This window comes from Chitinophaga varians (genome assembly GCF_014529945.1).
Taxonomy (GTDB): Bacteria; Bacteroidota; Bacteroidia; order Chitinophagales; family Chitinophagaceae; genus Chitinophaga; species Chitinophaga varians.
On record NZ_JACVFB010000007.1, the window covers coordinates 201,851 to 227,901 of the forward strand.

Consider the following 26,051-nt stretch of genomic DNA (forward strand, 5'->3'; position numbering starts at 1 on the left):
CTATTGTCCATTTCACCTGCCGGAATGCCGGATTCAACAGGTTTGTACTATGCGCTTGCTCCGCATTGTGTTCTCTTTGTGCTGTAATCGTTGCTCACCGCAGGATTGACAGGGCAACAAATCTATAACACCATTCATCAACAACATGAAAAAAATATCCTTCACACTGCTACTGCTGCTGACCAGCCTTTTAACAGCATTCAGCTATGCTGCCACACCAACGTCGCCAGCGCAGCCCATTAAATGGCGCTATGCCGTCAGGAAAACGGCCACCAACGAGGCAGTGCTGCTGATGACGGCCACCCTGGCAGACGGATGGCATCTGTACGCCCTGCATAATCCCGCCAACAGTCCGGTGCGACTAACCTTTAGCTTCCTCTCCGATGCATCTTACCGCCCGGAGGGGACCGTTGAACAGCCGGAACCCATTACCCGGTTTGAAAAATTGTTCGGCGCCGATATCAGCTATTTCGAACAGGAAGTGGTGTTTCAACAGAAAGTCAGACTGACCGGCAAAACCGCCACCGTAAAGGGCACCATCGAATTCACGGTTTGCAGTCCCCGCCAATGCCTGCCTCCGGAAACGATTCACTTTACCATCAACATCAAATAAATAAAAAAACATTCACATCACCCTTATTAAAAATTTAAAACGATGAACAACAGCAACACCGTAACCATGGAGAAAGTATTGTATACCGCCCAAACCCGCACCACCGGCGGAAGAGAAGGGAGCGCTAAAAGCAACGACGGAAGACTGGATATATTACTGTCTCCTCCCGGCACCAGCGGCGCCGGCACCAACCCCGAACAACTTTTTGCCGCAGGATGGTCTGCCTGCTACATCGGGGCGCTGGGGCTGGCCGCTAAAAAGCTGGGCGCCACCCTGCCTCAGGACACCCTGGTAGACGCCGAAGTAGACCTTGGCACCACCGACGGCGCCTACTTCTTACAGGCCCGCCTGCAGGTACAGCTACCCGGCATCGCGCCGGAACTGGCCCAACAGCTGGTTGACCTGGCCCACCAAACCTGCCCTTACTCTAAAGCTATCAAAGGAAACATCAACGTCACTACTCATATCATCTAATATGAAAACCATCAGCAAAAAAAACAGCCTGCTGTTTTCCGCTATACTCGCGGTATTGTTCAGCGCCACCATCTCCTCCGCCCAAAACACCGCTTCAAAAGTTAAAAACGTAGTACTCGTACATGGCGCCTTCGTGGACGGTTCCGGCTGGAAAGGGGTTTATGACATCCTCACCAAAAAAGGATACCATGTGACCATTGCGCAGATTCCGCTGACCTCCCTCCGGGACGATGCCGCCGTCGTGAAAAAGGCGCTGGACCGCCAGGACGGCGCAGCCGTACTGGTAGGCCACTCCTGGGGCGGCACCGTGATCACGGAAGTCAGCGCACATCCGAAAGTAGCCTCCCTCGTATATGTAACGGCTTTTCAGCCGGATAACGGTGAAGCCACCACGAAATGGCTCGGCACCGCTCCTGCCCTGCCGGAAAATGGTATCCTGCCGCCCGATAAAGACGGACTGGTATACTATGACCGCGAAAAGTTCCATCAAGGTTTTGCGGCAGACCTCCCGTATGAACAGGCCATCTTTATGGCGGATGCCCAGAAACCCATCGCAGCGGCTTCTTTCGGTACCCCGGTAACGGCGGCCGCATGGCACAGCAAACCATCGTTTGGCATTGTGCCCACCGCCGACAAAAGCATCAATCCTATTATCCTCAGGAACATGTACCAACGCGCCGGCGCGGCCATCACAGAGATCAAAGGCGCCAGCCACGCGGTCTTTGTCTCTCATCCGAAAGAAGTAGCTAACGTCATCATCGCAGCCTCCAGATAAACCACACAACGGGTCTTTCTTCCCCGGAAGAAAGACCCTCCTGAAACCCTTTGTCATCACCTCTTAAAACAGATTCATCATGAAATATTTTAAAGAAATCGCCTTGTATATAGGCCTCCCGCTGATGTTCATCGCCATGATGGCATTCAGCAATACAAATCACAAAACCATGATAGAAAATATTCAGAAAGACAGCCATGACAAAGGGTTTGCTGTGGTAGAACTATTTACCTCCGAAGGTTGCTGGAGCTGCCCGCCGGCCGATGAGCTGATCGCGAAGCTGCAAAAAGGCAATAACAACCAGCAGCTTTACATCATGGCCTTTCATGTGGATTACTGGGACCATCAGGGATGGAAAGACCGCTTCAGTCAGGCTGATTTTACAGAAAGACAAAAACAATACGCTTCCTGGCTCCGCCTCAACAACATCTACACGCCGCAGCTGATCGTTAACGGCAGGACCGAAATGGTAGGCTCGGAAGAAGGCGCCGTATTAGGAGCGATCAGTGCCGCGTTGCAGGAAACCAATGCCCAGCCGCTGTCTTTAAAGGCAGCACAGGCCAACAGCGAGCTTACCATCAGCTACTCCGGCGCCGTGCCCAACAAAAAAGCCCGCATCCTGGTAGCGCTGGTACAGAAAAATGCCAGCTCGCAGGTCAATGCCGGAGAGAATGCCGGCAAACAGCTGACCCACGTGCAGATCGTTCGCCGGTTGCAACAACAGGAGCTGAAAGAAGAGGGAGAAGTAACCCTTTCCTTACCGGACGACTTCCGGAAAAACGGTTGGGAAGTGATCGCTTTCGTACAACATAAAAACACCGGCGCCATCACACAGGCGGCCAAACTGGTATGGTAAGCGGCTGTTAAAGGCTGGAAATGTCTAATTCAGCCTTCAATATGTCCAACCCACCAGTTTCCGGTTCCTTCCCGGCCGCGCGGGGCCTACTTTTGAGCTATCAAACACGGAAAAAACCATCCACATGGAGACGACAAAAAACACAAAACGCATAAAACGCATTTACATCATCCCGGCGGCTATCGTAGCGGTGTTGATTGGCCTGCAGTTGTTTAACCAGCCGATAGCCTCCAAACCGGTCACCGGCCATATGGATGAAGCACCGGCAGCTGTACTGGCCATCCTGCAGCGGTCCTGCTACAACTGCCACTCCAACGAACAAAAGCTGAGCTGGTTCGATCAGCTGGCGCCGGCCTCCTGGGCGGTAAAAAAGGATGTGGACCGCGCACGGGAAGTGATGAATTTGTCTGAATGGGACAAGCTGTCTTCCGGCGAGCGTACCGGCAAAATGTACGCGATCCTGAACATGATGCAGGCCGGCAAAATGCCGCTCCGCGAGTATCTCCTACTGCATCCGGGCGCGAAAGTATCGGAGCAGGATATCGAAGTGGTGAAAAAATACACCTTATCCCTTTCCGGGAACCAGGCGCCACACAGCACGCCACCAGCCGCCGCCGGCGCCGTTCCCAAAGCATTCCCGGTATCTCCTAACGGCGTGAAATACACCGATGCGTTTAAACAGTGGACGGTCATCAGCATGAGCACCCTCTTCGATCATTCCATCCGGGTTATCTATGGCAATGACATCGCGGTGAAAGCGGTACGTGAAGAAAACTTCTTCCCCTGGCCTGACGGCGCCATTGTGGTGAAAGCCGTATGGAAACAGGAGGAACAGCCCGACGGAGAAATCAGGCCCGGTGAGTTTGTCAACGCACAGTTCATGGAAAAGAACGCCGAAAAATATAAGACCACAGAAGGCTGGGGATTCGCCAAGTTCAGCGGACAAAAGCTGGTCCCTACCGGAAAAGACGCGCTGTTTGCCCAGCAGTCATGCATCAGCTGCCACCGGCAACTGGCAGCATCTACCGGCTTCCTCTTCGATGTGCCGATGAAAGTAAACCCCACCAGTTTAACCGAAAAAATTCTTTCCAAATGAACCGCCTCTTCTACCTGCTACTGCTCGCTGCATTTTTCACCGCCTGCAAAAATGAGCGCCCCGCCAACGGCCAGTCCCGTATTGTATTTGAGCCAGGTGGTCTGAAGTTCATCGCTTCTTCCCTGCATCCAAAACAGGAAACTATGTCGGCCTTGTACGGTAATGACAGCGCCCTTCAGTCACTCGCCGGCAGCGAGCATCAGACAACAGCAGGCACCATGATAAAACTGGTCACCTGGCGTTATCACGACAATCCGCAGTACTTCGGCGGCAAGATAAACGGTGAGTTGCTGAGCATAGAAAGCATACAGACCGATAGCCGCGGCGCCGTTACTTATCACCTTGACTTCGGGACATTGCAACGCCCGGCGGCGCCGACAGCAAGAATAGCTTACATCATGACTTACAAACCTGTTCAAATACCATAAATCATGAAAACGATCCAACAACTCATCGCAGCAGCGCTGCTCATCATAGCCGGCCATACAGCGGCATTCGCCGCCGCCGGTCAGCCGGACAGCGTAGCCACCTTCGGGACTGTCAAACAAATCAAAGCAGGCGTGCTGAATGTAGGTTACGCTGAAGCCGGCCCCTCGAACGGACAGGCTGTAGTACTGCTCCATGGCTGGCCTTACGATATTCACAGTTACAGCGCCGTGGCTGCTCAACTGGCTGGCAAAGGTTACCACGTGATTGTACCTTATCTGCGTGGTTACGGCAGCACACAGTTCCTTTCCGCGCAGACCATGCGCAACGGTCAGCAGTCGGCCTTTGCAGCAGACATCATCGCCCTGATGGACGCACTGAAAATAAAGCAGGCCATTATTGGCGGATTTGACTGGGGGGCGCGGACAGCAGATATCATCGCGGCCTTATGGCCGGAGCGCACCAAAGCGCTGGTATCTGTGAGCGGCTACCTGATCGGCAGCCAGCAGGCCAATCAGGCGCCCTTAGCGCCGAAAGCCGAACAGGCCTGGTGGTACCAGTTTTACTTCGCCACCGAACGCGGACAGGCAGGATACCAGGCCAATACCCGCGCGTTCAACAAACTTATCTGGCAGACAGCCTCTCCACAGTGGCATTTCAGTGACAGCACCTTTGCCGAAAGCGCCGCCTCCTTCGACAATCAGGACCACGTAGCCATCGTGGTCCACAACTACCGCTGGCGGCTGGGGCTGGCCACCGGCGAAAAACAATACGACGCGCTGGAAAAAAAACTGGCACAGGGCCCGGTGATCAACGTACCGGCGGTGACCCTCGAAGGCGACGCCAACGGCGCACCGCATCCCGACCCGGCAGCCTATGCTGCCAAGTTCAAAGGGAAATACGTGCATCATACCATCACGGGAGGCGTAGGCCACAACCTGCCCGCCGAAGCTCCCGAAGCCTTTACAGCGGCTATCATAGAGGCAGGACATTTAGCAGAATAAACACATCTCCTTTTCATCTTACTAAAACTTAAAAAAAATGAACACAAAAACAGCTACTATCATCTATTGGTCCGCCACTATTTTCATGTCACTCTGGTTTGGTGCAAGCGGTTTCTTTGAATTGACCGGAAATCCCATCGTATGGGGCATTACCCAACAGTTAGGTTATCCTCCGCATTTCATTTATATCCTCGGTGTATTTAAAATCGCCGGTGTCATCACCCTGTTAATCCCCCACAAATTCCTGCGGTTAAAAGAATGGGTATTTGCCGGCATGTTCTTCGATATCACCTTCGCGTTCTTTTCCAAAATAAGCGTGCTGGGCTTCCCGGCCACCGTAGACGCCATCATCGCTTTCACGGTATTGTCTGCCGCTTACCTGATGTTCCGGAGGCTGTATCCCGCCAATTATGCGACAGTAGCGCCTGCAATGGTATCATGATGATCGGGGTTTCTTTAAAGTGCGAAAGCCAGGCATGTTTATCTGCCTGGCTTTGTTTTTTTAATGTGGTCATTATCTTCCTCCTCTATGAAATGTCGTATATCCTTCGGTTATATCTTTCCGCAGGATGACTATCTCAGCAACTTAAACGCATGCGACCAGCTGTTACGCAGGAACCCGGGAATACACCACAGGATACACAGCGGCTCAATGGCCCGTGCTGCCTCTGCGGTGCCCATGTCTTCCGTTTCCCAGCCAAAGCTGGTCAACAGGCCGGTCACGGTTTTCTTAGCCTCCTCATCGTTACCGCAGATAAACATGGTCGGGGTGCCTTCTTTAAACTGCGGTTTATACATCGACGCATTGCCTACGGAATTAAATGCTTTTACAAACCTGGCCGCCGGCACCAGCTGCTGCAGCTGTTCCATCAACGAAAAATCCAGGGAGGTAAAAAAGTGCAGCACCCCATGGTCCGGCCCTTTCTCCGCCAGCGGATTAGTGGTATCGATCACGATCTTCTTATCAAGGTTAGCGATGCCTGCCAGCCGGAGGGCGTCGGCCGCTACGGTACCTTTGGTGGAGAGTACGATCAACTCAGCGGTCTTCGCCGTGGTCTCGAAATCTGCTACGGCAATACCGGTCTCTTTGTTGAACTGGACCACTTCCGGTTTGGAAGTATCGCGGGTGCCGAGGGTAACGGTATGGCCTTCCTGCTTAAACCCTTTGGCTAAGGTCTGCCCTACGGCGCCGGAGCCAATGATGCCAATTTTCATAAGATGTTTTTTTGGGTGAGAGATGCTAACAGCGCTTACAGCAGGCAGAGATGGTTAAACAAAGAAACGAAAATAATCAATTTAAAACAAAGAAACATCCGCTATTCGTAGCCGGAAAATCCCTATTTTCGCGGTCAATTGTTTAACCCAATCATTTACACCATTCAATATCCACAACATACAAGAGCATGCAAAAACTACTGACCACTGCGCTGCTGCTGGCAGTCAGCAGCACCACGTTTGCCCAAAACAAGTACCACCCGTTCCGCGTGGACAAAAAATTCGGTGTTACAGACACCCTGGGCAATGAACTGGTTAAACCCATTCACAAGTTTTGTGAGCAGTTCCGTTCGGGAAAAGAATTCGCGTTGTATAATTTCGACGACGATGTGAAAGACCTGATTGTGAACACCACCACCGGAAAGATCCTGCCGTTTGCCTATATCAATCCCGGCGAGGCCGTGGTCAACAACGTGCCTTATACGCTCGTTACGGAAACAAACAAAAAGTACCTCCGCAGCGAAGAAGATGGTAAAATCATTCTGCTGAAAGAAGATTATACAGATTTTATCAGTGAAGGGAAATATATTGTCGCTAAATCTTACGCAAAGGCGATGCCTGCGCCCATGCCGCCACCTGCCAAACCGGTAAAAAGCAACGGGAAACTGCTGCCGCCACCACCGCTGCCGCCCCCGCCCATGAAGATACCACCGCAGGGCTTTGATGATTACGCAGTCATTGCCGCCAATGATGAAACATTAAAACCTGTCATGAAAGGATTATATAAAACCTATCTTCCACTGTACAAAAACAAGGATGAAAATATATCCGGCAGGGTGGAGAAAATAATCCATGATGGCACTCGCCGGCGTTCTAACTTCTATGCCATCATTTTCAGTACAGACCACACCCATAGTTTATACGACTCGACCATGAAACTTGTCAAAAAGTTTGAGTTGAAAAATGCGCAGAAAGAACAACTGGAAGAGATAGCCTCCGACATCATGAAAATAAAATTATCGCAGTATGATGAAGCCAGCGCCGTACCGCCGATGGGGCTCCCGTCCAAAAACAGACCTGAGCCGACTATCATCTACCCGGTATTCGCTGTGGAGAAATCTGTCAACGGCAATCATCAGTTTGTACTGAAACAAAGTGCTACCGAGGTGAAAGTGATATTTGAAACGTCCAGCGGTATCACCTGGAACGCGAAAGAACACTCCGTTTATATCCGGGACACCGATGCGGAATTTGCGGTAGATCCGCAATCCGGAAAGATATGGTTTCCCCAAAAGTATTGGGCCGCAGCCGGCATCACCGTAAAATAACCGGCCCAATAACCTGTCCCGGGGCAGTGAGCACCGGGACAGGCATATCAACACCTACAACAAACTATATCCCTTCGCTTTAATGGCCGCCAGAATTTCCCGTATATGCGCCAGCGTAGTCAAGGGGTTCAGTATCGTAAACTTCAGGTAAAAATTCCCCGCCACCCTGGTACTGGCCAGGATATAAGTTCCGTCAAAGAACAACGATTGTTTGATGCGTAGATTCAGCGCAGACAGGTCCGTATTCAAGCCCATCGGCCGGAAACGAAATACCAGTACGCCCAGGTCGGAGCTGCTCAGCAGGTCAAACTCCGGGTCCTGCTGCAACAAAGCAGCCGTAGCTGCCGCCGTGTCAATGATCATGTCCGTATAGATGCCCAGCTTTTGTTTTCCCATCAGCCGCAGCGTACACCAGAGTTTCAGGGCATCAAAGCGGCGCGTGCTCTGCGTGATCGATTTATTGATTTGCGCCGGCAGCTCTTCGTCATCCTGCTCTGCCGGGTTGAGGTAGTCGGCATGATGCCGCACCAGCTGCAGCGTGGCCTTGTCCTTCACCAGAAACGCGCTGCTGCTGATAGGCTGAAAGAAAGACTTGTGATAGTCGATCGTCACGGAATCGGCCTGCTCTATACCGTTCAGCAGATGACGATATTTGCCGGACAGCAGTAAGCCACAACCATATGCGGCATCTACGTGCATCCATACCTGATATTCCGTCGCTATGGCCGCAATGGCCTGCAACGGGTCGATGTTGCCGAAATCAGTCGTCCCGGCGGTGGCCACCACTGCTATCGGAATATTACCGAGACCCAGTTGCCAGTCCAGCGCCTCTTTCAGGGCCTCGGCGTCCATACGGAAACGGCTATCCGTTTTCACCCGCACGATCGCCTGTTCTCCCAGCCCCAGCAGCGAGGCGTTTTTGTCGTTGCTGAAATGGGCTTTGTCGGATACAAATATTCTGAAGCGACCAGCCTGTGAAGGCAGACCGTCGAGCTTGATGTTATGGCACAACACCTGCCTGGCAAAATGATCTCTGGCGAGCAACAGCCCCATCAGATTGGATTGTGAACCACCGCCGGTAAAAACGCCGTCAGCGTTCGTATAGCCTATCTCGTGAGCTGTCCAGTCGATCAGCCTTCTTTCCATGAAGGTGCCGCCGGCGCTCTGGTCGTACGTATCCTGCGAGGAATTGATGGCACTGATGATCACTTCCGCCGCCAGCGCCGGTATCACCACCGGACAATTCAGGTGTGCGATGTACTGCGGCAGGTGAAAAGCGGTAGCATGGCGGATATACAGCTCGTTGACTTCCGCCAGCAGGTCGTCGTAGCTGGTAAGCGGACTGGTCAGGTCTACGCTGTACACCGCTTCCCGCATGTCTGCCGGGCGCACGCCGGTAAAAGGCTGTTTGGTATGATGCAGGAAATCTTCCACGGCCGTTCGCGCCTTCTCCAGCGCCTGATGGTATTCCGCAGATGTCTCTTCACAGAAGATGTCTTTCAGTAATTTGTTGCTTCTGCCGGTTTGCTGAACGGGAGCAGCAACGGTAGTCTGGTCTGTATGCATATCATATTTTTTTCGGGAGATGATTTAGCGGAAGATATTGCCGTAATGCTCTTCCATGATAAAATAAGGGTCTGTTGTTTTCGTGACGGCGCGGATGTTAATGAGACTGGTTTTGCTCATCATGCGAAGCATCATTCTGCGTTCGCAGGGCACCAGCACGCCTTTTTCTTCTCTATAACCGGCCACGAAAGCATTTCTGCCATGTGCGCAAAGATGGTTGTTGACGAAGATGAGGTCTCCGGCTTCGGGCACGAAATCATTGTAGATATGTGTTCTGGCCACTTTCCAGAACTCTTCGAGGTAATGCATGGCCTCCGCGCACTGACCGGCATCCGGATTATGGATTTGCTCGGCGGCATCGAAGCGGATGAAAGGATAGGTTTCATTGCCATACAGCACGGCGGTGCTCACCTCTCCTGCGGCGGTGTCCTTCCCGTAGTTCGCGTCTTTCGGGCACTTGTACAGCGGCCGGAACAAGGGCCGCATGATCTCGTCGGTGGCGCCATGTGAACGGACAGAGTATAAAGTAGAAGGCACTTTTTCTTCATTGCGGATAAACAAAAAACTCAGGAAATCGGCCTGATGAAAGAGAAAGGCATCTTCCGTATGTACAAACAGATCCGTACGGGAACCGCTGCCCGTCTGTGTATGGCTCATTTTCTCATCCGGGATGATGGCGTGCATCAGGCCACCACCTTTGCGCTGGGCGTAATATTGGACCGGCTTACTGGGCACAGCGCCATGCATCAGGCTACTGATAAAACCATAGGCTTTCAGTTTCTCATAGTCCGCTTCTTTCCAGCTGGAAGGCGTTTTGCCCAGGTCTTCCTGATCTACCTGTATCAATCCCCTGAAAACAATGGCCCCATACTGACCGGCGGAATAATCGGTCCCGAACTGGCTCAGTATCCGGGCAATGCGTTCGGGCAACAGCTGATAGGCATTCAGGTGCAGTGTGGCCATGAATGCCGGATTTTCGTAACTGCCGTACTCCCTGATCAGTTGCCGGCCTATATAATACATAGCGGTAGATTCCCGTGCGGTAATGTCCACGATGAGTGGCGCGGATGGCGGCGGTACGGAAGTCTCCTGCCACACATCCCGGAAGCTATCGGGTGTTGTCACTGTGATGTTTTTCATGCTGAAGGGTTTAATTGGGCGACTAATTTTTTCTTCTTCTCTTCCCGCAGGACTTTCCAGCCTTCTGCGCGGTATGCGGCAGCCATCTTGCCGCCGTTGATATGGTTCCAGCCCGGAGGCATGATGATGTATTTCAGTTTATTTTTCAGTCCGGGCGCCTGTATTACGTCTGTCCACAGGTCACGCCACAACTGCAGCTGCACCTGCAACAGGTTTTTACCGCTGATCTTATCGTTCAGTATCCCGTATACCGGTTTCACCAGATTGATCTCTGTCTGAAATGTGCCGAAGATCCTGTCCCATATGGAAAATGTTTCTCCGTAATTTCTGTCCAGATAGATATGATTTTTAGCGTGATGTACGCGGTGCACCGAAGGGGTAATGAATAAAAACTCCAGCCATCGCTGTTTTCCGACGATGTCATCGAAGTGGTCGTTCACATGTTCATAGAGGCCATACAACCGCGCGATGGCTTCACAGATGAAGATCATAAAAGGGTCAAATCCCAGGACGGGCAGCGCTATAACGGTGAGGGGTATATGCAAAATTCCCAGGAAAGAACCGCGGACCGCCACCGTGAGCTTCATTTCTTCGGCGGTGTGATGTACCCCGTGGATACACCAGAAGAAGCGGACTTTGTGTCCCAGGTAGTGCACGAGCCAGAACATGAAGTCGTATACCAGATAAGCGAGTATCCATATGTACCAGGCGTAACCCAGTGTAAAGAAGCGGTATTCGTATATCCACATCATGGTACCGAAAACGACGAACTTACCGAGGAAAAAATACGGGAAGCTGTCCAGTACGTAGGAGATCACGTTCACCCATCCTTCGCGGTTGCTTTCCATTTTTTTGGAGATCACCAGGATGACCCATTCCAGCACCACCAGGCCCAGCACGATGTATCCGAATACGCCCTGCATTTTTTGCAGCAGCAGCGGAAGAACAGTTTCCATAGCATAGTCATTAAGCGGGTCAAAAAATCAATAGAGCCAGGTCGTTTTTTTGTCAATATGGGTGCGCCTTTTGGCGCTGTGGTACTTTTGCCGGTCGTAATAACCCATGTAAAAGAATCCGAGACATTGTTCGTTTTCATCAAGCCAGTGTTCGCGGGCATAGGCCACACAAGCATCGCAGCTGTCCCAGTAAGCGCCGATGTCAAATGCCTCGCAGGTGAGCGCCATGTTCTGCACCGCACAACACACAGCGGCCATCTCTTCCCATTCTTTTATATCGATCTTCCCGTTACGGCACAGCACAATGACGATGATGCAAGGAGCTTTCAGCGGGTACGATCTCGCGCGCTCATGCCTGCTGTGCGGCCATTCCTCTGCGGATAGCCGTTGCCGGTAGTAGTCGGCCAGGTACTCCCCGAAAGGCGCGCGCTGGCTGTCCTGCAACACGATGAAGCGCCAGGGCTGCGTCATTTTATACGTCGGCGCCCACGTGGCGTTGGTCAGTATCTCCCGGATCAGCTCTTCCGGTATGGGCACATCCAGATAGTCATCGGCATAAATGCTCCTTCTGCGGCGGATGATGTCCGTCAGCACCTGCTGCCGGACATCATCTTTCTCTTTCCACATGATCATTGGCCAACGGTGTTGACCAGTGCTGCGGAGACCGTGGAGGCACGTTTAAACGGCGCTATCGGGTTCTGTAACATGCCTGCCAGCTGGAGACTTCCCGCCGGATCGGCGAGGTCCACCATCTGCCGGTTGTTACGCAACTGTAGCCGGTTCAGGCACGACAGGATGAACTCCGGCGCAAACAGGTCGTACTGTTCAAACTTAGCGGCATGCTGCGGCTGATCATCCTGGTACGCATATACGCAGGCAGCCACCTGTTGCCAGAAATCTTCCTCGCGGTAATTGCATTTCGTTACCAGTATGTTAGCGAGGAAACGGAAGAAACAGTCGAACACGTCAGTGAGGATGCTCAGTATCCGTAACTCTTCCGGCACGGTGACGCATATACGTCTTCCTTTTTCGGCAATGTCGGTGTTCATGCGGAATACGCCGATCTCTTCGGTGATGTCCTTCATGATGGCTTTTACCGGCACCTGGTTTTCCAGCACCAGGATGAGGTTTTCACCGTGTGGCATAAACACGAGATCGTGCTCATAGAAGCAGTGCAACAGCGGCGTCAGATAGGCGCGCAGGTAATGTTCCAGCCAGTCATGAATGGAGAGCCCCGAAGCGGCGATCAGGGCGGGCAACAAGGCATTGCCCTGAAAATCGGTATGCAGCAGGGCGGCCATCGTCATCAGCTGCTGACCGGGTTGCAGCACCTTCACCGGACTTTCGCGCCACAGGCCCGCCAACATTTTGTTATAAGCCACCTGTTTACCGAAAGGCTCGTAGTACAGGTTTCTGTATCCCACAGTGGCCACTTCGCACAGCAGCGTAAACCCGTTCTGTTTCAGGTAAGGATCTTCGCCCACGTACTTGCGTATCCATTCGGTGATAGGCGGCGTGCTGTCCATGTAATACGGTGTCAGTCCGCGTACAAAGCCCATATTCAGGATGGAGAGCGCTGTTTTCGTATAGTGTTTCTCCGGGTGACTGATATTATAAAACGTACGAATAGACTGTTGTGCATTAAATTGATCGGGGCTGTAGCCAAGGCATAGCAGGTGCTGATTGGCCAGGTCCGGTGCACAGATGATGGCCAGCTTATTGAACCACTGCCAGGGATGTACCGGTATAAAGAAGTAATCATCCGGTGAAAGCCCGCTGTCTGTCAGCTTTTTGTTAAAGAGAGACAGTACGTCGTGCCCCAGTTCAGCGGCAATGAGTTGCTGATAGGGCAGCTCCTCCACCGCGCTGTAGGCGGTGCGGCTTTTATGTCCGGCCAGCCATATCAGCCGGATAGGCTGGTCTGCTTCGGGAGCGTATTGCCGGTAGTCGTTGGCATCAAAGCCAATGCGGCCGTTATTGGCCACGAAGCAGGGATGTCCGGACGTCATGGCATGTTCCAGCGTCTGGTAATCAGACCGTACCAGCGTATCCATGGGCAACTGCGGCCGGCTCATCATATAGGCGCTGCCGTTAAGGGTGCTGGTAATTTCTTCCAGGTAGGCCGGGATATTCTCCCGGCTGATATTTAACAGGCTTTGGAATTCCTGTATGAATAAAATGCTGTCCAGCGGCATTTCCCGGCTGCCGCATACTTTCCGGATACTGTCTGCATCGATGGACCAATGTTGGAGGCTGAGCAGCCGCGCCCGGAAAAAGTAAGTGGTCTGGTCCGCATCGGGCGCGTATAGCCGGTACTGTGACCATTCCTGGTCGTCGCTGATCCATTCGGGCTGCAGCAACAGCTCATGGGCAAACTCGCTGATGATCTTCGCTACGTGGAGTCTGTTGGCCTTTGCCCAGAAGGCTGGTTGCAGATGGTCCACGATTGTTTCGGGGGAATTCATGATAGTGTCGTTCGTATACATATGTGTTATTTTTCTTTTGCCTGAAAATATTGCTGTCTGGTACAGAAGGCCAGGGCAGCGGTTTTGTGCGGTAGCTCCACCTCCTTCACGTAGGTGAAGCCCGCCTTTTTATTGAGACGATGGATTTTTTCATTGCGGGCATCTGGTTCCACCACTACCCTGTTGTGTGACGGATTTTCAAATAAGTAGTCCATCACGATGGAGAACACCTGCCAGGTGAAGCCATGGATCGGTTTCTCCGGCGGCCCAATCAGTATATGCATGCCGATATCGCCATCTTCGGGTTCATAGTAACGGCCGATAAGATCATGCACCGGGTCGTAACATTCGCAGAGGAAGGCGGTCTTCCCGTTGATCTTCCCAATCAGCGCATAGGCGTATGCGTTATGATGGATGGTGGTATATTCCGCCAGTACTTCCTCGTACGTTTTGGCCGTCATCCCCCAGTAGTGCGCGTAGGGCTGCGTCACCCAGCGATAGATTTCCGGGGTGTCCTGCTTCAGGTCCATAGGCCATAGTTCTATGATTCCCAGCGGGTGGTCAGCATCGATATAAGCCGGTATTACGTTGACTGTCTTCATATATCAGGACTGGTTAACAGGGTGAACATACGGGCGTGCCAGCTGGTAGTACATGGCGGCCACCAGCAGGTAGCCGGCGAAAGCCACCGCAAACGGTATATTCAGCGGATAATGCTCCACCAGTACGCCGGCGGAAAATGATGCCGTGAGCACGCCCAGGTTTTGAAAGAAATGGATCTTGCTGTATTCCACCGCATAGGATGCAGGGTCGCTGACGTGAAAGAGCAATGCATCAAACCGGACGGCCGACTGGAAAAATGCCCAGCCATAGAGGCAGCGGCCCGCGATGATGGCGCCCGTTGAAGGCCACGACTGCAACAGCAGTCCCGCCAGCGCCAGCAACAATGCCGGTAATATAGCATGCCAGGGAGAATCAGGTGCTTTACGCCGCCGGTTCATCCAGAGCGCGAATACGGCCACGGCAGCGGGAATAGCGTACACCGCACCAGAGACGATCCGTAGCTGCACCGCAGATACCGTTTCCCAATAGCGGACAAAAAACGGCCGGATGATAAAATCGCCGTAGTAAAAAAACAACGTGATCACGCTCAATCGCAGTACCGTCCCTGAAGGCAGCAACTCTGCCCAGCTACGTGTAGACTGCTCCGTTACCACCGGGCCGGGAATATCTTTCCGCGATAATAACAGCCAGCCACTCAGTCCCGCCTGGAAAAAGTCGCCCGCCGCCATGCCCAGATAGATATACTGCGGTTGCATCCAGTCGATGACCATACCGCCAAACACCGCTCCCAGCACACTGCCCAGATGAATGATCACTGACAGGACACTGATCACGCCCACATGTTTGTCGGTGGCCGTGATGCGGAGAATGAACGGGTACACCAGCAGATAACTGCCCTTAAAAATGATGATGCTCAACGATACCACCCAGAACAATGCATAGTGGGTAATGAACGCACAGGATGCCGCCAGTACCCCCGCTATCACCTGCGTATATACCAGTATGCGCAGTTCCGGGATACGCCGGGACACCATGGCCCATATAGGAAAGGCCACCATCACGGTAGCACACACGGCACTGAAATAGGCACCCGTGATCCGCGGATCGGTTATACCAAACCTGGCAGCAAAGAACAACGGATAAAACGGATGCATCATATAGTCGCTGACCACCGCCACCAGCGTCATTCCTATCAGATAAAATCGTAGCGGCATGTTATATCAGGTGGGGTTGTACAGGTACAATTTCTTCATCCGCATCTACGGTAAACTGCTGGAAGGCAATCCGCTGTTCAATCGGATACACTTCACGGCCCAGCATCTCGCGGATGATCCAGGCATTGCGGTAGCAGCCCATACCCAGGTCGGGCGTCACGAAGCCATGGGTATGCAGTTCCGCGTTCTGTACGAAAATAGAGCCGGCAGCATCGATGGTATAGTTACGGTTCACGGCGAAGCGGCCTTTTTCATCCAGCTGTACTTTATGCAGCACCGGTCCCATAAAATCAGGAATACGGTGCGTGTAACCCGTGGCCAGCACCAACCCCGCAGTCTGATGGGCGTAGTATTTCTCCTGCTCTTCCTGAAAGAAAGTGAGCCGGAATCCATTCGTGTCGTCATGGGTAATTTCCCTCAGGTCAGCATTGGTGCGGAGAGAGATATCGATGTCAGCTACCAGTTTTTTAGCATAAATGGTATCGAAGATGGAAGCTATCAAATCGTTGTTGATGCCTTTGTACAGATGCTTCTGGCGACACAGCAGCTCATCGCGTTTGGTCTGCGGCAGATTGTAAAAATAATCGACATACTCCGGGGAAGTCATCTCCAGGGTAAGTTTACTATATTCCAACGGATAAAATCTCGGGGAACGGGTAATCCAGTGCAGTGAGTAACCGTAGGTATCGATGTCCTGCAGCAGGTCGTAGTAGATCTCTGCCGCACTCTGTCCACTGCCAACGATGGTGATGGAGCGCTGCGACTGCAACGCATGCTTATGTTGCAGGTAGTGGGCCGAATGCACCGCTTTACCCATCAGTTCCCGGCAGCTGGCAGGCACATAAGGCGTAGTACCGGTGCCCAGCACCAGTTTCCGCGCGCGAACCAGCTGCTTGTCATCAGCAGGGGTGGTCACGTGCAACAGATAAAGCTGCGCCGCTTCGTCGTATTCAATGTTCTTCACCGCTGTATTAAAGTGGACCTCCGGTAACTTGCGAATAGCCCACTGGCAATACTGGTTGTATTCATTGCGGAGCATTTTGAATTGCTCCCGGATATAGAAAGCGTATATGCGTCCCTGTTCCTTAAGGTAGTTCAGAAAACTGAAGGGATTGGTAGGATCAGCGAGGGTAACATGGTCTGCCAGGAAAGGCACCTGTAATGTCGTGTCTTGCATCAGCATGCCGGGATGCCAGTTGAACGCAGGTCTTTTGTCGAGGAAAATGCCATTCAGGTCCGGAATGGAATGGGTGAGGCAAGCCAGTCCGAGGTTAAAAGGCCCCACGCCAACAGCCGCAAAGTCATAGATCTTTTTGTCCATAGAATTTTCATTTAATTGATAGCAGAGGGTTAAAAGTACAAGTGTTGCAGCCCAACGACAATCGCCTGGTGCTGGTAAAAAAATGGTAGGCGGATGGTAGATTTGTTACCCTGATCGTGGTATAAGATGCGGGGGTATTGCAGTGTATTTTTTTCTCGCAAAGGCGCAAAGCAGCAAAGGAGCGGAGACCGAAGCGAATTTTTAAGCCCGCAAAGTGGGGAGACAGCATAACATACTTAATAGTATAACACCATCTCGCCACTTTGCGGGCTTAAAAATTCGCTTCGGTCTCCGCCTGAAATTTCTTTGTTTCTTTGCTGCTTTGCGCCTTTGCGAGAAGAAACGATTCTCTTTGCCCTCTTCACCAGGCAAATGGCCTCGTTTAGGTTTCTGGTTTAATGATACCGGTTTCCAGTGCATAGTTGCACAATTCCACGGCAGAGTGCAGCTGCAGTTTCCGCATGATATTTCTGCGGTGCGTATGAATGGTGTGCTGGCTCAGGTGCATGGCGCCGGCGATTTCCTTGTTGGACTTTCCGGTTACTATCTGACGGATGACTTCTGTTTCCCTGGCGGATAAGCCTTCCGGAGGGCAACAGGTAATGGAAGGGGATTTCTTTCTGTCGGCCAGTAACAAATCAAGGGCAAAAGTACAGAAGAACTTCTCCCCCCGCAGGGCACAACAGACAGCCTGATGGATATCTTTCTTTTTGCAGTCCTTGGTAAGTACACAGTATATGTTACTGTCCAGCAGCCGGAAGATATCCACTTTTTTTTTCTGGCTGGAAATGAGTATCACCTTACATTCCGGAATAACAGACAAGGTATGCAGCAGTTCATCGGCATCAAAATAAGCCGGATCATAATCGAGTATGAGGATGTCCGGCTGAAAGGTGAGTAAAGCAGGCCGCAGCTCTTCACTGTTGCCTGCTTCTTCAATCTGATAGTTATTTTGATGATCTGCTAACAAACTTTTGATCCCTTCTCTGTAAACAGGTTGCGCATCCGCCAGTATAATACGGGTCGTTACTGTACTGTTCATTATGCTGATAACACTTTACAATGACCTGTTTGGACGCAGAAGATATATGGTTAATGTTACTTCAGGGTTACCGGTTGTTGCTGCCGGACTTTTTTAGGATGACTGTTTTTGTTCACCTGTGGCGTCGCCTGTTTTTTGTTTCGCCGTCCCCACCAGATGTAAAAACCGGTGACCGGCAGCGAAGCCGCGATGAGAGAGGCCAGAAAAGCCAGTATCTTTCCCGGCATACCCAATACGGCGCCCACATGTATGTCATAATTCATGGCGTTGATCCGTTCCCCTCCGCTCATGTCCGCGAAGGTGCGGCGGGTAAGCATGGTCCCCGCATGCTGGTCGTACTGCATGCGCGTGGCTTTGTACAAAGGCTTGCCGTCTCTGCGGGCAAACACAGACACCGCTGCTTTGTCATTCTTCGGGATACTCACAAAAAAAGTAGTCCCTTCCGGCGCCTTCACCACCGCATCTGCCAGTATTTTCTCCAGCGAATATACGTTCACGTTAGTAGTGTCTGAAAACACCGGCGCCGGCAACACCGTAGATTTGCCGCCGTTAGCGATCCATTGTATGCCGTTGCTGACCCACTGGTAGGAAATCGCCAGCCCTGTAACGGAGATCACCAGCAGTATGATCATAGCATAAAATCCCAGGATGTTGTGCAGATCATAATTTTTGCGCTTCCATTTGGTAGACGTTTTCCATTTGAAACGGAAGCGCTGTTTGGCGGCAGCTTTGTTAGCCGGCCACCAGAGCACGATCCCCGATACCAGCATCACCACAAAAATAAGCACGGACCAGTTCACGATGGTACCACCGATCTTTGGTCCGAGTAAGAGATTGATATGCAGATTGACTACCGTATTAAAAAATTCCCATTTGGTATTTTCTATCTTCAATACTTTTCCCGTATAGGGGTCTACGTATATCCGGTAGAAATATTCCATGTAGGCGGCGTACGTCAGCGCTTCCGGGTTTACTTTCAGCGTCCGGAACGACACGCTCCGGTCTGCCCCGGTCGGCACTTCCGCCAGTTGTAATTTATACCCGCTCCCTACCGCCGCCTGCGCGTTTTCCATGATAACGTTCATGGGCAAACGTTGCTTACCGGCAGGCACCTCTACAAACATTCGCTGCCGGTACACCATCGGCTTCAGTTCATCAATGAATGCATAGATACATCCGGTGATGCCCAGTATAAAAACAACCAGCCCGGACGTAAGTCCGAGCCAGCGATGTATTTTCAGGATAGTCTTTTTTAGGGGCATATGGATTATTTAGTTACATCCTTACAATAGGTAACGCAATGCCATACACGCTCATAAGGTTTTCCTTCATGTTCTCCTTTTTCCTCTTCGGTAAAAGTACCTTCCAGCAGGTATCTGCCGTTCCAAACCGGTACATAGGAGAAAGCATCCTGCGTGCCTTTTACTTTTTTGGTCCAGCCATCGGGAGACTGCACCACCAGCTCTGCTTTGGGCAGGGTGGTTTTGCTTTTATGCAGCAGGGAAACTTTTTCCGGCACATTGATTTTTTTGGGGGCCGCACCACCGGTGAGCAATACAAAATCGTTCTGTTTCAGGTTGTCCAAACCTTTGGCGTGATTTACCTGCACAACGCCCTGCGCATAGTAGCGGATTTTGCTGCCGCTATATACCTCCTGCACCGTATGATCGATGTACAGTACATAAGCGCCATCAGCCTGCGGGGTAAAAGTAGCTTTGAAATGGTTGCCTGCCGGCGTGCATTCCAGCTGTTGTTTTTTTCCGGAAGGATCAATGAGCCAGAGTTTAAAATCCCGCATGTTGCTGAACCAGTTTTGTGTGGAGTCGCGTTCGTTTTCAGCATATTCACCGAGGAACACTTTCACTTCCTGCGCCTGTCCTTTCTTACCGTTTACAATAGTTTCTATCCAGAGGGCATGCCCGAACGCTGTGGCCATGCAGCAGCATAATAAAGCAGAGAACAATAACTTTTTCATATTTATATCCAGGTTTAAGTTTAGAAACGATAACCAACGCTCATCCGCACGTTGCGGCCGGGTTCTGTTTGCCAGTAATAGATTTTATTGCCGTAACCATCTGCGGAGGGCGCACCGGTGAACAGGTATTTATTCAGCACATTATTAACCAGCACATTCACGCTGAATTTATGGACGGTATATCCAAGGCCGGCATCCATCCGGAAATAGTCAGGCAGGAAGTTTTCACTTTTATCATATACCTGCCCCGCTACGCGCCCCATCTGGTACTGATAGCCCACATTGGCGCGGAGTCCTTTCAGCACACCGTCGCCAATTGTGTAAGTCAGCCAGGTATTCTGAATATGTTTGGCGATACCCGGTACATAGTTGCCCTTTAATTCAGGTTTGGCATCTTTGGATACAATGCCATCGGTGTAAGCGTAGTTCACCACTACATTCAGGCCTTTCACCACTTCTCCCTGGAGGTCCACTTCCAGTCCTTTGATACGTTGCTGGCCATTCTGGCGGCTGTAAATGAAATTTTTGGTAACCGGATCGGGGTGGTCCAGATCGGTGGTCAGCACATTGTTTTTGGTGATCTGGTATACGGCCAGCGTGGAGGTAAAGCGGCCTTTGAACCAATCACGTTTGATACCAAACTCAATATTGTCGCCGGTCATGGGATCGAATGGTTTCTTCTCCCAGTCCAGTCCCGGATTCTGAATGAAGCTCACGTCATAAACGCCGTATATGGAACTGTTTCTGTCGAAAGAGTAACTGACGCCAAAGCGGGGCGTGAATTTGCTGTCTTTATTGGTGCCATCATAAGGGCTCACCACGTTGTTGGTAGTATAGCGACCGGCCAACGTCACACGCAGGCGGTCTTCAAAAAAGCCGATCTGGTCCTGCAGATAAAACGCGCTGTAACCATAGTTATATTGCACCCCACGGGTACGGATATCCGCAGAGCGGTCCCATTTAGGCTGTACGATGCCACCGTGCTTAGGTTTATAGATATTGAAGGTAGAATCACCGAAAGCAGCCCCCTGTGCCCAATCGGCGTAATAGTTACTGTATTTCATGTCTACGCCGCCGAGGATGTTGTGCGTCAGCGCGCCGGTGCGAAGGGTACCGTTCACAAATATCTGTGCCGTTTTATTAAGGCCCAGTGCATCCCAGATATTCATATTACGTTGCAGCAGGCTGTCATTGCCTTTGGTGGAGAAACCGGAAGGCCACATGCTCTGGCCGGTTTGTTTGTAATGGAAATAGCCAAACTGCGCCGTCAGCTTCCAGTCGGGATTGAACTTGTGCTCATAAAAAGCCATGATGCTGTTATCGCTGATTTTGGTGGGGTCCATATTACCTTCTATGGTGGTGAAGTTCATCGGCAGGTCGCCGTAGCCGCGTTTAGAGAAGGAATAGTTACCGCCAATCACCGGCAGCTGCATATACTGGAGATTGTATTCCAGCGTGACGGTATTTTTCTCGTCTACCAGGTATTTGACTACCGGGGCGATGCTGTAGCGGTTGGTATAATCGAAATCGCGCCAGCCGTTTTTCAGTTCGCCGGCGAAGTTAAGGCGGTACAGCAGTTTACCGTTTTTAGACAGCTTACCGTCGAGGTCCAGCGTGGTGCGATAGTTATCATAACTGCCGAGGGACAACGTTACTTCTCCCTGATTGATGCCGGTAGGTTTTTTGGTGACGACGTTATACATACCACCGGGTTCTCCGTTGGACATCATAAAGCCGGCAGGGCCTTTCACGAACTCAATCCTGTCTACCATGCTCATATCTTCCGTGAGCGGGCTCCAGGAGCTGATATAGACGTTCATGCCGTTACGGAGGGAGCTGGCGCGGGAGCCACGAATCTGGATATTGGAATACATGTCCCAGTGGCCCAGCCGGGAAGCGCCGCTGACATTGCGGGTAACGCCTTCGTGCATATTAAATATCTGCTGGTCTCCCAGCACTTCCCTGGAGACTTCCGCGATGCTCTGCGGTATTTCTACCAGGGGCGTATTCAGGCGCAGGGAGTTGGATGGGGTGAGGACGGTATATTTATTATATTCTCCTACAACGGTCACTTCTTTCATCTGTTGACCGGAAGCACCTAACGTAATGGAGGCCTGGGTGATCTTATCTGTTTCCACTTCCACGTCCTGCAATACATTGTCATATCCGACAAGGGACACTACCAGGGTATATTTGCCGGGTTTAACCCGCTTTATAACAAAATCGCCATTGGCATCGGTCAGGGCGCCATGATTGGAGTGTTGTATTCTAACGGTAACATATGGTGCAGGTAACCCGTCTGACGTAAGGACTTTTCCTTTGATAGCAGACAAAATATCGTCTGCTGCGGCCTGTCCGCACAAAGCGAACAGGAATACTAACAGTATGGTCAAGCGTTTCACCGGGATTCGCAGATAGTATGGCTCCATGATATCTTTTACATTTTGCGTGCAAAAGTAGGGGCTGCTTATCCCGGTATAGTTACGCCATCGGGAAATTGATTTTCGCAATCAGGAAAAATCGCTAAAACTTGTCATATCAGCATAAAGATGCTAGATATATTCCGTGATCACTTTAAAAGTAGTTTGGCCTTTTTTATCAAAAATCTCTTTACCACAGTTTGTACAGTCACCTTCCTCGTCTATTAATTCTCCCCGTTTCACCTGCCATACGTTCATGGAGCCACAGGAGCAGTATACGGTGTACAGCACTTCACCGGAAAGGTCACCCAAAGCCCGCCACTTTCCCAAAGGGGTGGATTGTTTTTTGAGGTCCTTTTTGTTTTTATCTGTTATCAGGCCGATATAATAGCTATCGTTGCCACGGTCCAGCAGAACAGTGAGAAAATCCTCTTCTTCCAATAAAGCCTGAAATGATCTCAACAGGAAAGGGACGCTGTCGCCGGCTTTGAAGCCGGAGGCTTCGGCCTCCATGGAGGCGTACACGCTGTCGATATCTATCTGAAAGCCCGGACGAAGGACGTTTAGCCTTGCCTGTAAGAAGTTACCGATCTGCCTGGGGCTGTCCTCCCCTTTCCAGTCGGTAACGGTCAGGTATTGTTGCTGCAGCAAAGCATCGAGCAGTTGTTCATCATCGGTAACCGTGCTAAGTTGTTTTTCTTCTTCGGGTAAAACGAGGTAACGGAGAAAGTTCGCCTTCATGGGTATGTAGTTTTTTAAATCGGTTGCATATTGTCTGCCATAAAAAGTGGTCGTGGTTAACAAACCCGCCGGTAGGTTCAACATACAGGAAACCAAAATCTGGCAGCATAGTTACAAATTTTTTAAGTAAATTCGTTCTGTTAGTCCAACAAATTGACTGTCAACCAATTTCTTATTTCACAAAAAATAATTTGAGCGTCATTGCTTTCAACGTATATTCGAGATCAGGGAAAGAGCACGGTATGGTTAATCTCAACACAGCGCAACATCTATCATCCTTATAAAATCAATCACGTCATGAACAAAAACTATGTACAGTATGGTCTGATCATCAGCGCAATCATGGTGGTACTGTCTGTCATCCTCTACATTTTAAACCTCAACCAGGATGAGTGGGCCAAGTGGATAGGCGTTCTGGTGATGGGGGTCGGCATTATCCTCGCCAGCATCAACTTCTCCAAAATCAACGACGGCCATGTCACTTTCGGCAATGTTTTCGGGAATGGTTTCAAAGCTTCGCTGATCATTTCTGTTATTACAGTAATCTTCTCTGCTATCATGCTGGTCATATTTCCGGATATACGTGACAAAATGCTGGAGGCATCCCGACTGGGTATGGAAAAGAAAAATATGCCTGAGGAGCAGATTGAAAAGAGCCTGGACATTGCTAAAAGATTCTTTGTGGTAATCCTGATATTCGGCGGATTAATCGGCAGCGTAATCTGCGGGGTTATAGCCTCCGTCATCGGCGCTGCCGTGGCCCGTAAAGATGCCAAATAATCCGATAACCGTACTATACAGTCCTGCATCCGAACCCTGAAAACATACAGGCCCAGATGCAGGACTTTTCATTTTCCCCCAACTAACACCGGCCGGCTTTTATTTCCTTCACCTGTTTTCTATCTTTACAGACATCTGATACAAGATAATTTCCTGTTTGATAAACCGACTATATAAAAACTATTTTCAAAAGGTATGGAGCGTATGTCCATGGAGGAAGAGGTGCTGTTGCGAATGATTCAGGGTGATGAATCAGCTTTTTCGAGTGTGTACCGGCATTACCATCCTTCTTTATACATCTATCTGCTGCGTTTCTGCAAGGTCCCTTCCCTGGCAGAAGATCTGGTGCACGACGTGTTTCTCAAAATATGGGAGATCAGGGACCGTATTAACCCCCAACTTTCATTCAGCGGGTATCTTTACCGCATTGCCCGCAACCATGTCTTTAAAACTATTACCAAACTGGCCACCGACGGGCAGATGCGGGAACAACTATATCAACAGCTGGCTGGCATAGACCCGGGACATTCCGACGAGGCGGTACGGACCAAAGAGTATGAGCGCCTTTTTGAAGAAGCCTTGTCCAAACTGACCGTCCAACGGCTGAAAGTATTTCGCCTCTGCCGTCAGGAAGGAAAAAGTTACGATGAAGCCGCCGCCTTGCTGGGCATCTCCCGTAACGCGGTAAAAAAACATATGGTGCTGGGCATGCGTTTCATCGAAGATTATGTATACCGTCATGGTGATATCTTTATGGCCATCTGGCTGGTCTCCACTTTCTATTAAAAAAAATTTCTTCACAGGGGTACCCTTCACCTACATTTTCGGATAGTATATAGTACCCCTTTGTTTTCAATGGGGAAACCAATATGTCGCAACCTGAAAATTATCACGACGAGCTGTTACAGCGATACCTGGATGGTGAATGCAGCCGGGAAGAGCTGGAGGCGTTATTCGGACGGCTGAACACCTCCGCCGCCAAACGGCCCCTGTTGCAGGCCATGCAACAGGAATTTGAGCGCGTCATGAACGAAAAGCACGACGTGCCCGAAGCGATCGGCAATCGTATTGAAACAAGGCTGCTACAGGAGATCAGTCGCAGCAAGGTAGTGCCTGTGCGCTCCTTCCGGTACCTGAAATGGAGTGCAGCCGCGGCCGTTATTATGCTGTTGTCGGTGGCCACCATCTTCTATACCTCGCGCCAACCCGCTGTGCCCCAGCTCGCACAGCGGCACATGCGGATAGGTGTTCCCGGCAGCAACAAAGCACAGCTCACTCTGTCAGACGGCTCTGTGGTGACGCTGGACAGCACCGGCAACCAGGTCATCCGCCAGGGGGATGTGCAGGTGCAGCAACATAACGGGCAATTGTTATACCCCATTACCGCCGGCCCTTCATCCATTGTGCGTTACAACCTGCTGGCAGTGCCACGTGGCGGCCAGTTCAACGTAGTGCTGCCCGACGGCAGCCGGGTATGGCTCAACGCCGCCTCCAGCCTGCGCTACCCTACCGCCTTCCCGCCCGACAGCCGTACAGTGGAAATAAAAGGCCAGGCCTACTTTGAAGTTAAACCGGTTGCAGGACAACCATTTATTGTAAAAGTGAACAACATGGAAGTGCAGGTATTGGGTACCAGCTTCGACGTGATGGCCTACGCCGACGAACCTGCCACCCGTACCACGCTGATAGAAGGAGCCGTGAAAGTCACATCAGGTGATCACCAGAGCCTCCTGCACCCGGGGCAGGCCGCTGCAGTGGACAATGCCAACGGATCACTGTCTGTACAACCGGCAGACCTTCGGGAAGCGACCGCCTGGAGAACAGGCTTCTTCAACTTTGAAAATGCCAGTCTCGGCAGCATACTCAGGCAGCTGTCAAGATGGTATGATGTGGAAGCCGACTATCAGTCTATACCGGCCACCAACCGCCTTGGCGGTTACATCAACCGAAATCTGCCCCTGCAGCAGGTATTACCCATGTTGGAAACCGACAACGTAAAACTGAAGCTGGAAGGCAGGACCATCAAAGTAATACTAACCCGGTAAAATACCAGCCCATGTAACCTTGTATAGTATCGATA

General features: G+C 51.2%; 26 protein-coding genes. 12 read left to right on the forward strand and 14 right to left on the reverse strand.

From position 1 onward, the window contains the following. Positions 1 to 145 precede the first annotated feature (145 nt). From ICL55_RS29625 to ICL55_RS29660, 8 genes are all read left to right on the forward strand, one after another. Positions 146 to 613 (forward strand): protein-disulfide reductase DsbD domain-containing protein, encoded by a 468-nt coding sequence (locus ICL55_RS29625; RefSeq protein WP_188104526.1) that lies wholly within the window; start codon positions 146 to 148, stop codon positions 611 to 613. A gap of 42 nt (positions 614 to 655) precedes the next feature. Continuing rightward, positions 656 to 1,087, forward strand: coding sequence for an organic hydroperoxide resistance protein (locus ICL55_RS29630; RefSeq protein ID WP_223151639.1), 432 nt, complete (start codon positions 656 to 658; stop codon positions 1,085 to 1,087). Position 1,088: 1 nt separating this feature from the next. Further along, positions 1,089 to 1,862, forward strand: coding sequence for an alpha/beta hydrolase (locus ICL55_RS29635; RefSeq protein ID WP_188104528.1), 774 nt, complete (start codon positions 1,089 to 1,091; stop codon positions 1,860 to 1,862). A gap of 79 nt (positions 1,863 to 1,941) precedes the next feature. Continuing rightward, complete coding sequence (locus ICL55_RS29640) at positions 1,942 to 2,718, forward strand: DUF1223 domain-containing protein (RefSeq protein ID WP_188104530.1); 777 nt, start codon at positions 1,942 to 1,944, stop codon at positions 2,716 to 2,718. 124 nt (positions 2,719 to 2,842) lie between these two features. Further along, a complete protein-coding gene (locus tag ICL55_RS29645) occupies positions 2,843 to 3,814 on the forward strand; it encodes a heme-binding domain-containing protein (RefSeq protein WP_188104532.1) in 972 nt (323 codons plus the stop codon). Next, positions 3,811 to 4,242, forward strand: coding sequence for a hypothetical protein (locus ICL55_RS29650; protein ID WP_188104534.1), 432 nt, complete (start codon positions 3,811 to 3,813; stop codon positions 4,240 to 4,242). The genes ICL55_RS29645 and ICL55_RS29650 overlap by 4 nt, the downstream gene beginning before the upstream one ends. Positions 4,243 to 4,245: 3 nt before the next feature. Further along, positions 4,246 to 5,244 (forward strand): alpha/beta fold hydrolase, encoded by a 999-nt coding sequence (locus tag ICL55_RS29655; protein WP_188104536.1) that lies wholly within the window; start codon positions 4,246 to 4,248, stop codon positions 5,242 to 5,244. Positions 5,245 to 5,281: 37 nt separating this feature from the next. Continuing rightward, the gene (locus ICL55_RS29660) at positions 5,282 to 5,686 is read left to right on the forward strand and encodes a DoxX family protein (RefSeq protein ID WP_188104539.1); all 405 of its coding nucleotides are present in this window, start codon (positions 5,282 to 5,284) and stop codon (positions 5,684 to 5,686) included. Positions 5,687 to 5,817: 131 nt separating this feature from the next. Here ICL55_RS29660 and ICL55_RS29665 read toward each other — a convergent pair whose 3' ends face one another. Beyond that, a complete protein-coding gene (locus ICL55_RS29665; protein ID WP_188104541.1) occupies positions 5,818 to 6,459 on the reverse strand; it encodes an NADPH-dependent F420 reductase in 642 nt (213 codons plus the stop codon). Between the two features lie 188 nt (positions 6,460 to 6,647). Here ICL55_RS29665 and ICL55_RS29670 point away from each other — a divergent pair, with 188 nt between their 5' ends. Continuing rightward, the gene (locus ICL55_RS29670) at positions 6,648 to 7,787 is read left to right on the forward strand and encodes a hypothetical protein (RefSeq protein WP_188104544.1); all 1,140 of its coding nucleotides are present in this window, start codon (positions 6,648 to 6,650) and stop codon (positions 7,785 to 7,787) included. A gap of 54 nt (positions 7,788 to 7,841) precedes the next feature. On the opposite strand, the gene ICL55_RS29675 is transcribed toward ICL55_RS29670, so the two are convergent. The 13 genes from ICL55_RS29675 to ICL55_RS29735 form a co-directional block, all read right to left on the reverse strand. After that, a complete protein-coding gene (locus ICL55_RS29675) occupies positions 7,842 to 9,353 on the reverse strand; it encodes a pyridoxal phosphate-dependent decarboxylase family protein (protein WP_188104545.1) in 1,512 nt (503 codons plus the stop codon). 24 nt (positions 9,354 to 9,377) lie between these two features. Next, positions 9,378 to 10,493 (reverse strand): Fe(II)-2OG oxygenase family protein, encoded by a 1,116-nt coding sequence (locus tag ICL55_RS29680; RefSeq protein ID WP_188104548.1) that lies wholly within the window; start codon positions 10,491 to 10,493, stop codon positions 9,378 to 9,380. Continuing rightward, entirely contained in the window at positions 10,490 to 11,449 is a 960-nt protein-coding gene (locus ICL55_RS29685; RefSeq protein WP_223151640.1) for a sterol desaturase family protein, read from the reverse strand. Before ICL55_RS29685 ends, ICL55_RS29680 begins: the two co-directional genes overlap by 4 nt. 27 nt (positions 11,450 to 11,476) lie before the next feature. Further along, positions 11,477 to 12,082, reverse strand: coding sequence for a nitroreductase family protein (locus ICL55_RS29690; RefSeq protein WP_188104550.1), 606 nt, complete (start codon positions 12,080 to 12,082; stop codon positions 11,477 to 11,479). Beyond that, entirely contained in the window at positions 12,079 to 13,935 is a 1,857-nt protein-coding gene (locus ICL55_RS29695) for an IucA/IucC family protein (RefSeq protein WP_246496703.1), read from the reverse strand. Before ICL55_RS29695 ends, ICL55_RS29690 begins: the two co-directional genes overlap by 4 nt. A 5-nt stretch (positions 13,936 to 13,940) precedes the next feature. Further along, complete coding sequence (locus ICL55_RS29700; RefSeq protein ID WP_188104552.1) at positions 13,941 to 14,516, reverse strand: GNAT family N-acetyltransferase; 576 nt, start codon at positions 14,514 to 14,516, stop codon at positions 13,941 to 13,943. 3 nt (positions 14,517 to 14,519) lie between these two features. Next, positions 14,520 to 15,692: an MFS transporter gene (locus tag ICL55_RS29705; RefSeq protein ID WP_223151641.1), complete on the reverse strand. Its 1,173-nt coding sequence runs from the start codon at positions 15,690 to 15,692 to the stop codon at positions 14,520 to 14,522. Position 15,693: 1 nt separating this feature from the next. Further along, positions 15,694 to 17,013 carry a lysine N(6)-hydroxylase/L-ornithine N(5)-oxygenase family protein gene (locus ICL55_RS29710; RefSeq protein WP_188104554.1) on the reverse strand — a complete coding sequence of 440 codons (1,320 nt, stop codon included), beginning with the start codon at positions 17,011 to 17,013 and terminating at the stop codon, positions 15,694 to 15,696. 382 nt (positions 17,014 to 17,395) lie between these two features. After that, positions 17,396 to 18,055, reverse strand: a complete 660-nt coding sequence (locus ICL55_RS29715) for a response regulator transcription factor (RefSeq protein ID WP_188104556.1) — start codon at positions 18,053 to 18,055, stop codon at positions 17,396 to 17,398. 56 nt (positions 18,056 to 18,111) lie between these two features. Next, on the reverse strand, positions 18,112 to 19,317 hold the full coding sequence (locus ICL55_RS29720; protein WP_188104558.1) for a PepSY-associated TM helix domain-containing protein: 1,206 nt from the start codon (positions 19,315 to 19,317) through the stop codon (positions 18,112 to 18,114). Between the two features lie 5 nt (positions 19,318 to 19,322). Next, the gene (locus ICL55_RS29725; protein ID WP_188104561.1) at positions 19,323 to 20,030 is read right to left on the reverse strand and encodes a hypothetical protein; all 708 of its coding nucleotides are present in this window, start codon (positions 20,028 to 20,030) and stop codon (positions 19,323 to 19,325) included. A gap of 20 nt (positions 20,031 to 20,050) precedes the next feature. Further along, on the reverse strand, positions 20,051 to 22,459 hold the full coding sequence (locus tag ICL55_RS29730) for a TonB-dependent receptor (RefSeq protein ID WP_188104563.1): 2,409 nt from the start codon (positions 22,457 to 22,459) through the stop codon (positions 20,051 to 20,053). Between the two features lie 123 nt (positions 22,460 to 22,582). Then, complete coding sequence (locus ICL55_RS29735) at positions 22,583 to 23,191, reverse strand: DUF6630 family protein (protein ID WP_188104565.1); 609 nt, start codon at positions 23,189 to 23,191, stop codon at positions 22,583 to 22,585. Between the two features lie 297 nt (positions 23,192 to 23,488). Between ICL55_RS29735 and ICL55_RS29740 the strand changes: the two genes are divergently transcribed. The 3 genes from ICL55_RS29740 to ICL55_RS29750 all read left to right on the forward strand — a co-directional run bounded on the left by ICL55_RS29740 (position 23,489) and on the right by ICL55_RS29750 (position 26,016). Further along, positions 23,489 to 23,971 (forward strand): DUF4199 domain-containing protein, encoded by a 483-nt coding sequence (locus ICL55_RS29740; protein ID WP_188104567.1) that lies wholly within the window; start codon positions 23,489 to 23,491, stop codon positions 23,969 to 23,971. A 195-nt stretch (positions 23,972 to 24,166) separates the two neighbouring features. Next, complete coding sequence (locus tag ICL55_RS29745) at positions 24,167 to 24,757, forward strand: RNA polymerase sigma factor (RefSeq protein ID WP_188104568.1); 591 nt, start codon at positions 24,167 to 24,169, stop codon at positions 24,755 to 24,757. Positions 24,758 to 24,840: 83 nt separating this feature from the next. After that, a complete protein-coding gene (locus ICL55_RS29750; protein ID WP_188104570.1) occupies positions 24,841 to 26,016 on the forward strand; it encodes a FecR family protein in 1,176 nt (391 codons plus the stop codon). Positions 26,017 to 26,051 lie beyond the last annotated feature (35 nt).

Excerpts from the sequence above, each read along its gene's own strand:
- ICL55_RS29625 (WP_188104526.1), top strand. The coding sequence starts at position 146 with ATGAAAAAAATATCCTTCACACTGCTACTGCTGCTGACCAGCCTTTTA.
- ICL55_RS29630 (WP_223151639.1), top strand. The coding sequence starts at position 656 with ATGAACAACAGCAACACCGTAACCATGGAGAAAGTATTGTATACCGCC.
- ICL55_RS29635 (WP_188104528.1), top strand. The coding sequence starts at position 1,089 with ATGAAAACCATCAGCAAAAAAAACAGCCTGCTGTTTTCCGCTATACTC.
- ICL55_RS29640 (WP_188104530.1), top strand. The coding sequence starts at position 1,942 with ATGAAATATTTTAAAGAAATCGCCTTGTATATAGGCCTCCCGCTGATG.
- ICL55_RS29645 (WP_188104532.1), top strand. The coding sequence starts at position 2,843 with ATGGAGACGACAAAAAACACAAAACGCATAAAACGCATTTACATCATC.
- ICL55_RS29650 (WP_188104534.1), top strand. The coding sequence starts at position 3,811 with ATGAACCGCCTCTTCTACCTGCTACTGCTCGCTGCATTTTTCACCGCC.
- ICL55_RS29655 (WP_188104536.1), top strand. The coding sequence starts at position 4,246 with ATGAAAACGATCCAACAACTCATCGCAGCAGCGCTGCTCATCATAGCC.
- ICL55_RS29660 (WP_188104539.1), top strand. The coding sequence starts at position 5,282 with ATGAACACAAAAACAGCTACTATCATCTATTGGTCCGCCACTATTTTC.
- ICL55_RS29665 (WP_188104541.1), bottom strand. The coding sequence starts at position 6,459 with ATGAAAATTGGCATCATTGGCTCCGGCGCCGTAGGGCAGACCTTAGCC.
- ICL55_RS29670 (WP_188104544.1), top strand. The coding sequence starts at position 6,648 with ATGCAAAAACTACTGACCACTGCGCTGCTGCTGGCAGTCAGCAGCACC.
- ICL55_RS29675 (WP_188104545.1), bottom strand. The coding sequence starts at position 9,353 with ATGCATACAGACCAGACTACCGTTGCTGCTCCCGTTCAGCAAACCGGC.
- ICL55_RS29680 (WP_188104548.1), bottom strand. The coding sequence starts at position 10,493 with ATGAAAAACATCACAGTGACAACACCCGATAGCTTCCGGGATGTGTGG.
- ICL55_RS29685 (WP_223151640.1), bottom strand. The coding sequence starts at position 11,449 with ATGGAAACTGTTCTTCCGCTGCTGCTGCAAAAAATGCAGGGCGTATTC.
- ICL55_RS29690 (WP_188104550.1), bottom strand. The coding sequence starts at position 12,082 with ATGATCATGTGGAAAGAGAAAGATGATGTCCGGCAGCAGGTGCTGACG.
- ICL55_RS29695 (WP_246496703.1), bottom strand. The coding sequence starts at position 13,935 with ATGTATACGAACGACACTATCATGAATTCCCCCGAAACAATCGTGGAC.
- ICL55_RS29700 (WP_188104552.1), bottom strand. The coding sequence starts at position 14,516 with ATGAAGACAGTCAACGTAATACCGGCTTATATCGATGCTGACCACCCG.
- ICL55_RS29705 (WP_223151641.1), bottom strand. The coding sequence starts at position 15,692 with ATGCCGCTACGATTTTATCTGATAGGAATGACGCTGGTGGCGGTGGTC.
- ICL55_RS29710 (WP_188104554.1), bottom strand. The coding sequence starts at position 17,013 with ATGGACAAAAAGATCTATGACTTTGCGGCTGTTGGCGTGGGGCCTTTT.
- ICL55_RS29715 (WP_188104556.1), bottom strand. The coding sequence starts at position 18,055 with ATGAACAGTACAGTAACGACCCGTATTATACTGGCGGATGCGCAACCT.
- ICL55_RS29720 (WP_188104558.1), bottom strand. The coding sequence starts at position 19,317 with ATGCCCCTAAAAAAGACTATCCTGAAAATACATCGCTGGCTCGGACTT.
- ICL55_RS29725 (WP_188104561.1), bottom strand. The coding sequence starts at position 20,030 with ATGAAAAAGTTATTGTTCTCTGCTTTATTATGCTGCTGCATGGCCACA.
- ICL55_RS29730 (WP_188104563.1), bottom strand. The coding sequence starts at position 22,459 with ATGGAGCCATACTATCTGCGAATCCCGGTGAAACGCTTGACCATACTG.
- ICL55_RS29735 (WP_188104565.1), bottom strand. The coding sequence starts at position 23,191 with ATGAAGGCGAACTTTCTCCGTTACCTCGTTTTACCCGAAGAAGAAAAA.
- ICL55_RS29740 (WP_188104567.1), top strand. The coding sequence starts at position 23,489 with ATGAACAAAAACTATGTACAGTATGGTCTGATCATCAGCGCAATCATG.
- ICL55_RS29745 (WP_188104568.1), top strand. The coding sequence starts at position 24,167 with ATGGAGCGTATGTCCATGGAGGAAGAGGTGCTGTTGCGAATGATTCAG.
- ICL55_RS29750 (WP_188104570.1), top strand. The coding sequence starts at position 24,841 with ATGTCGCAACCTGAAAATTATCACGACGAGCTGTTACAGCGATACCTG.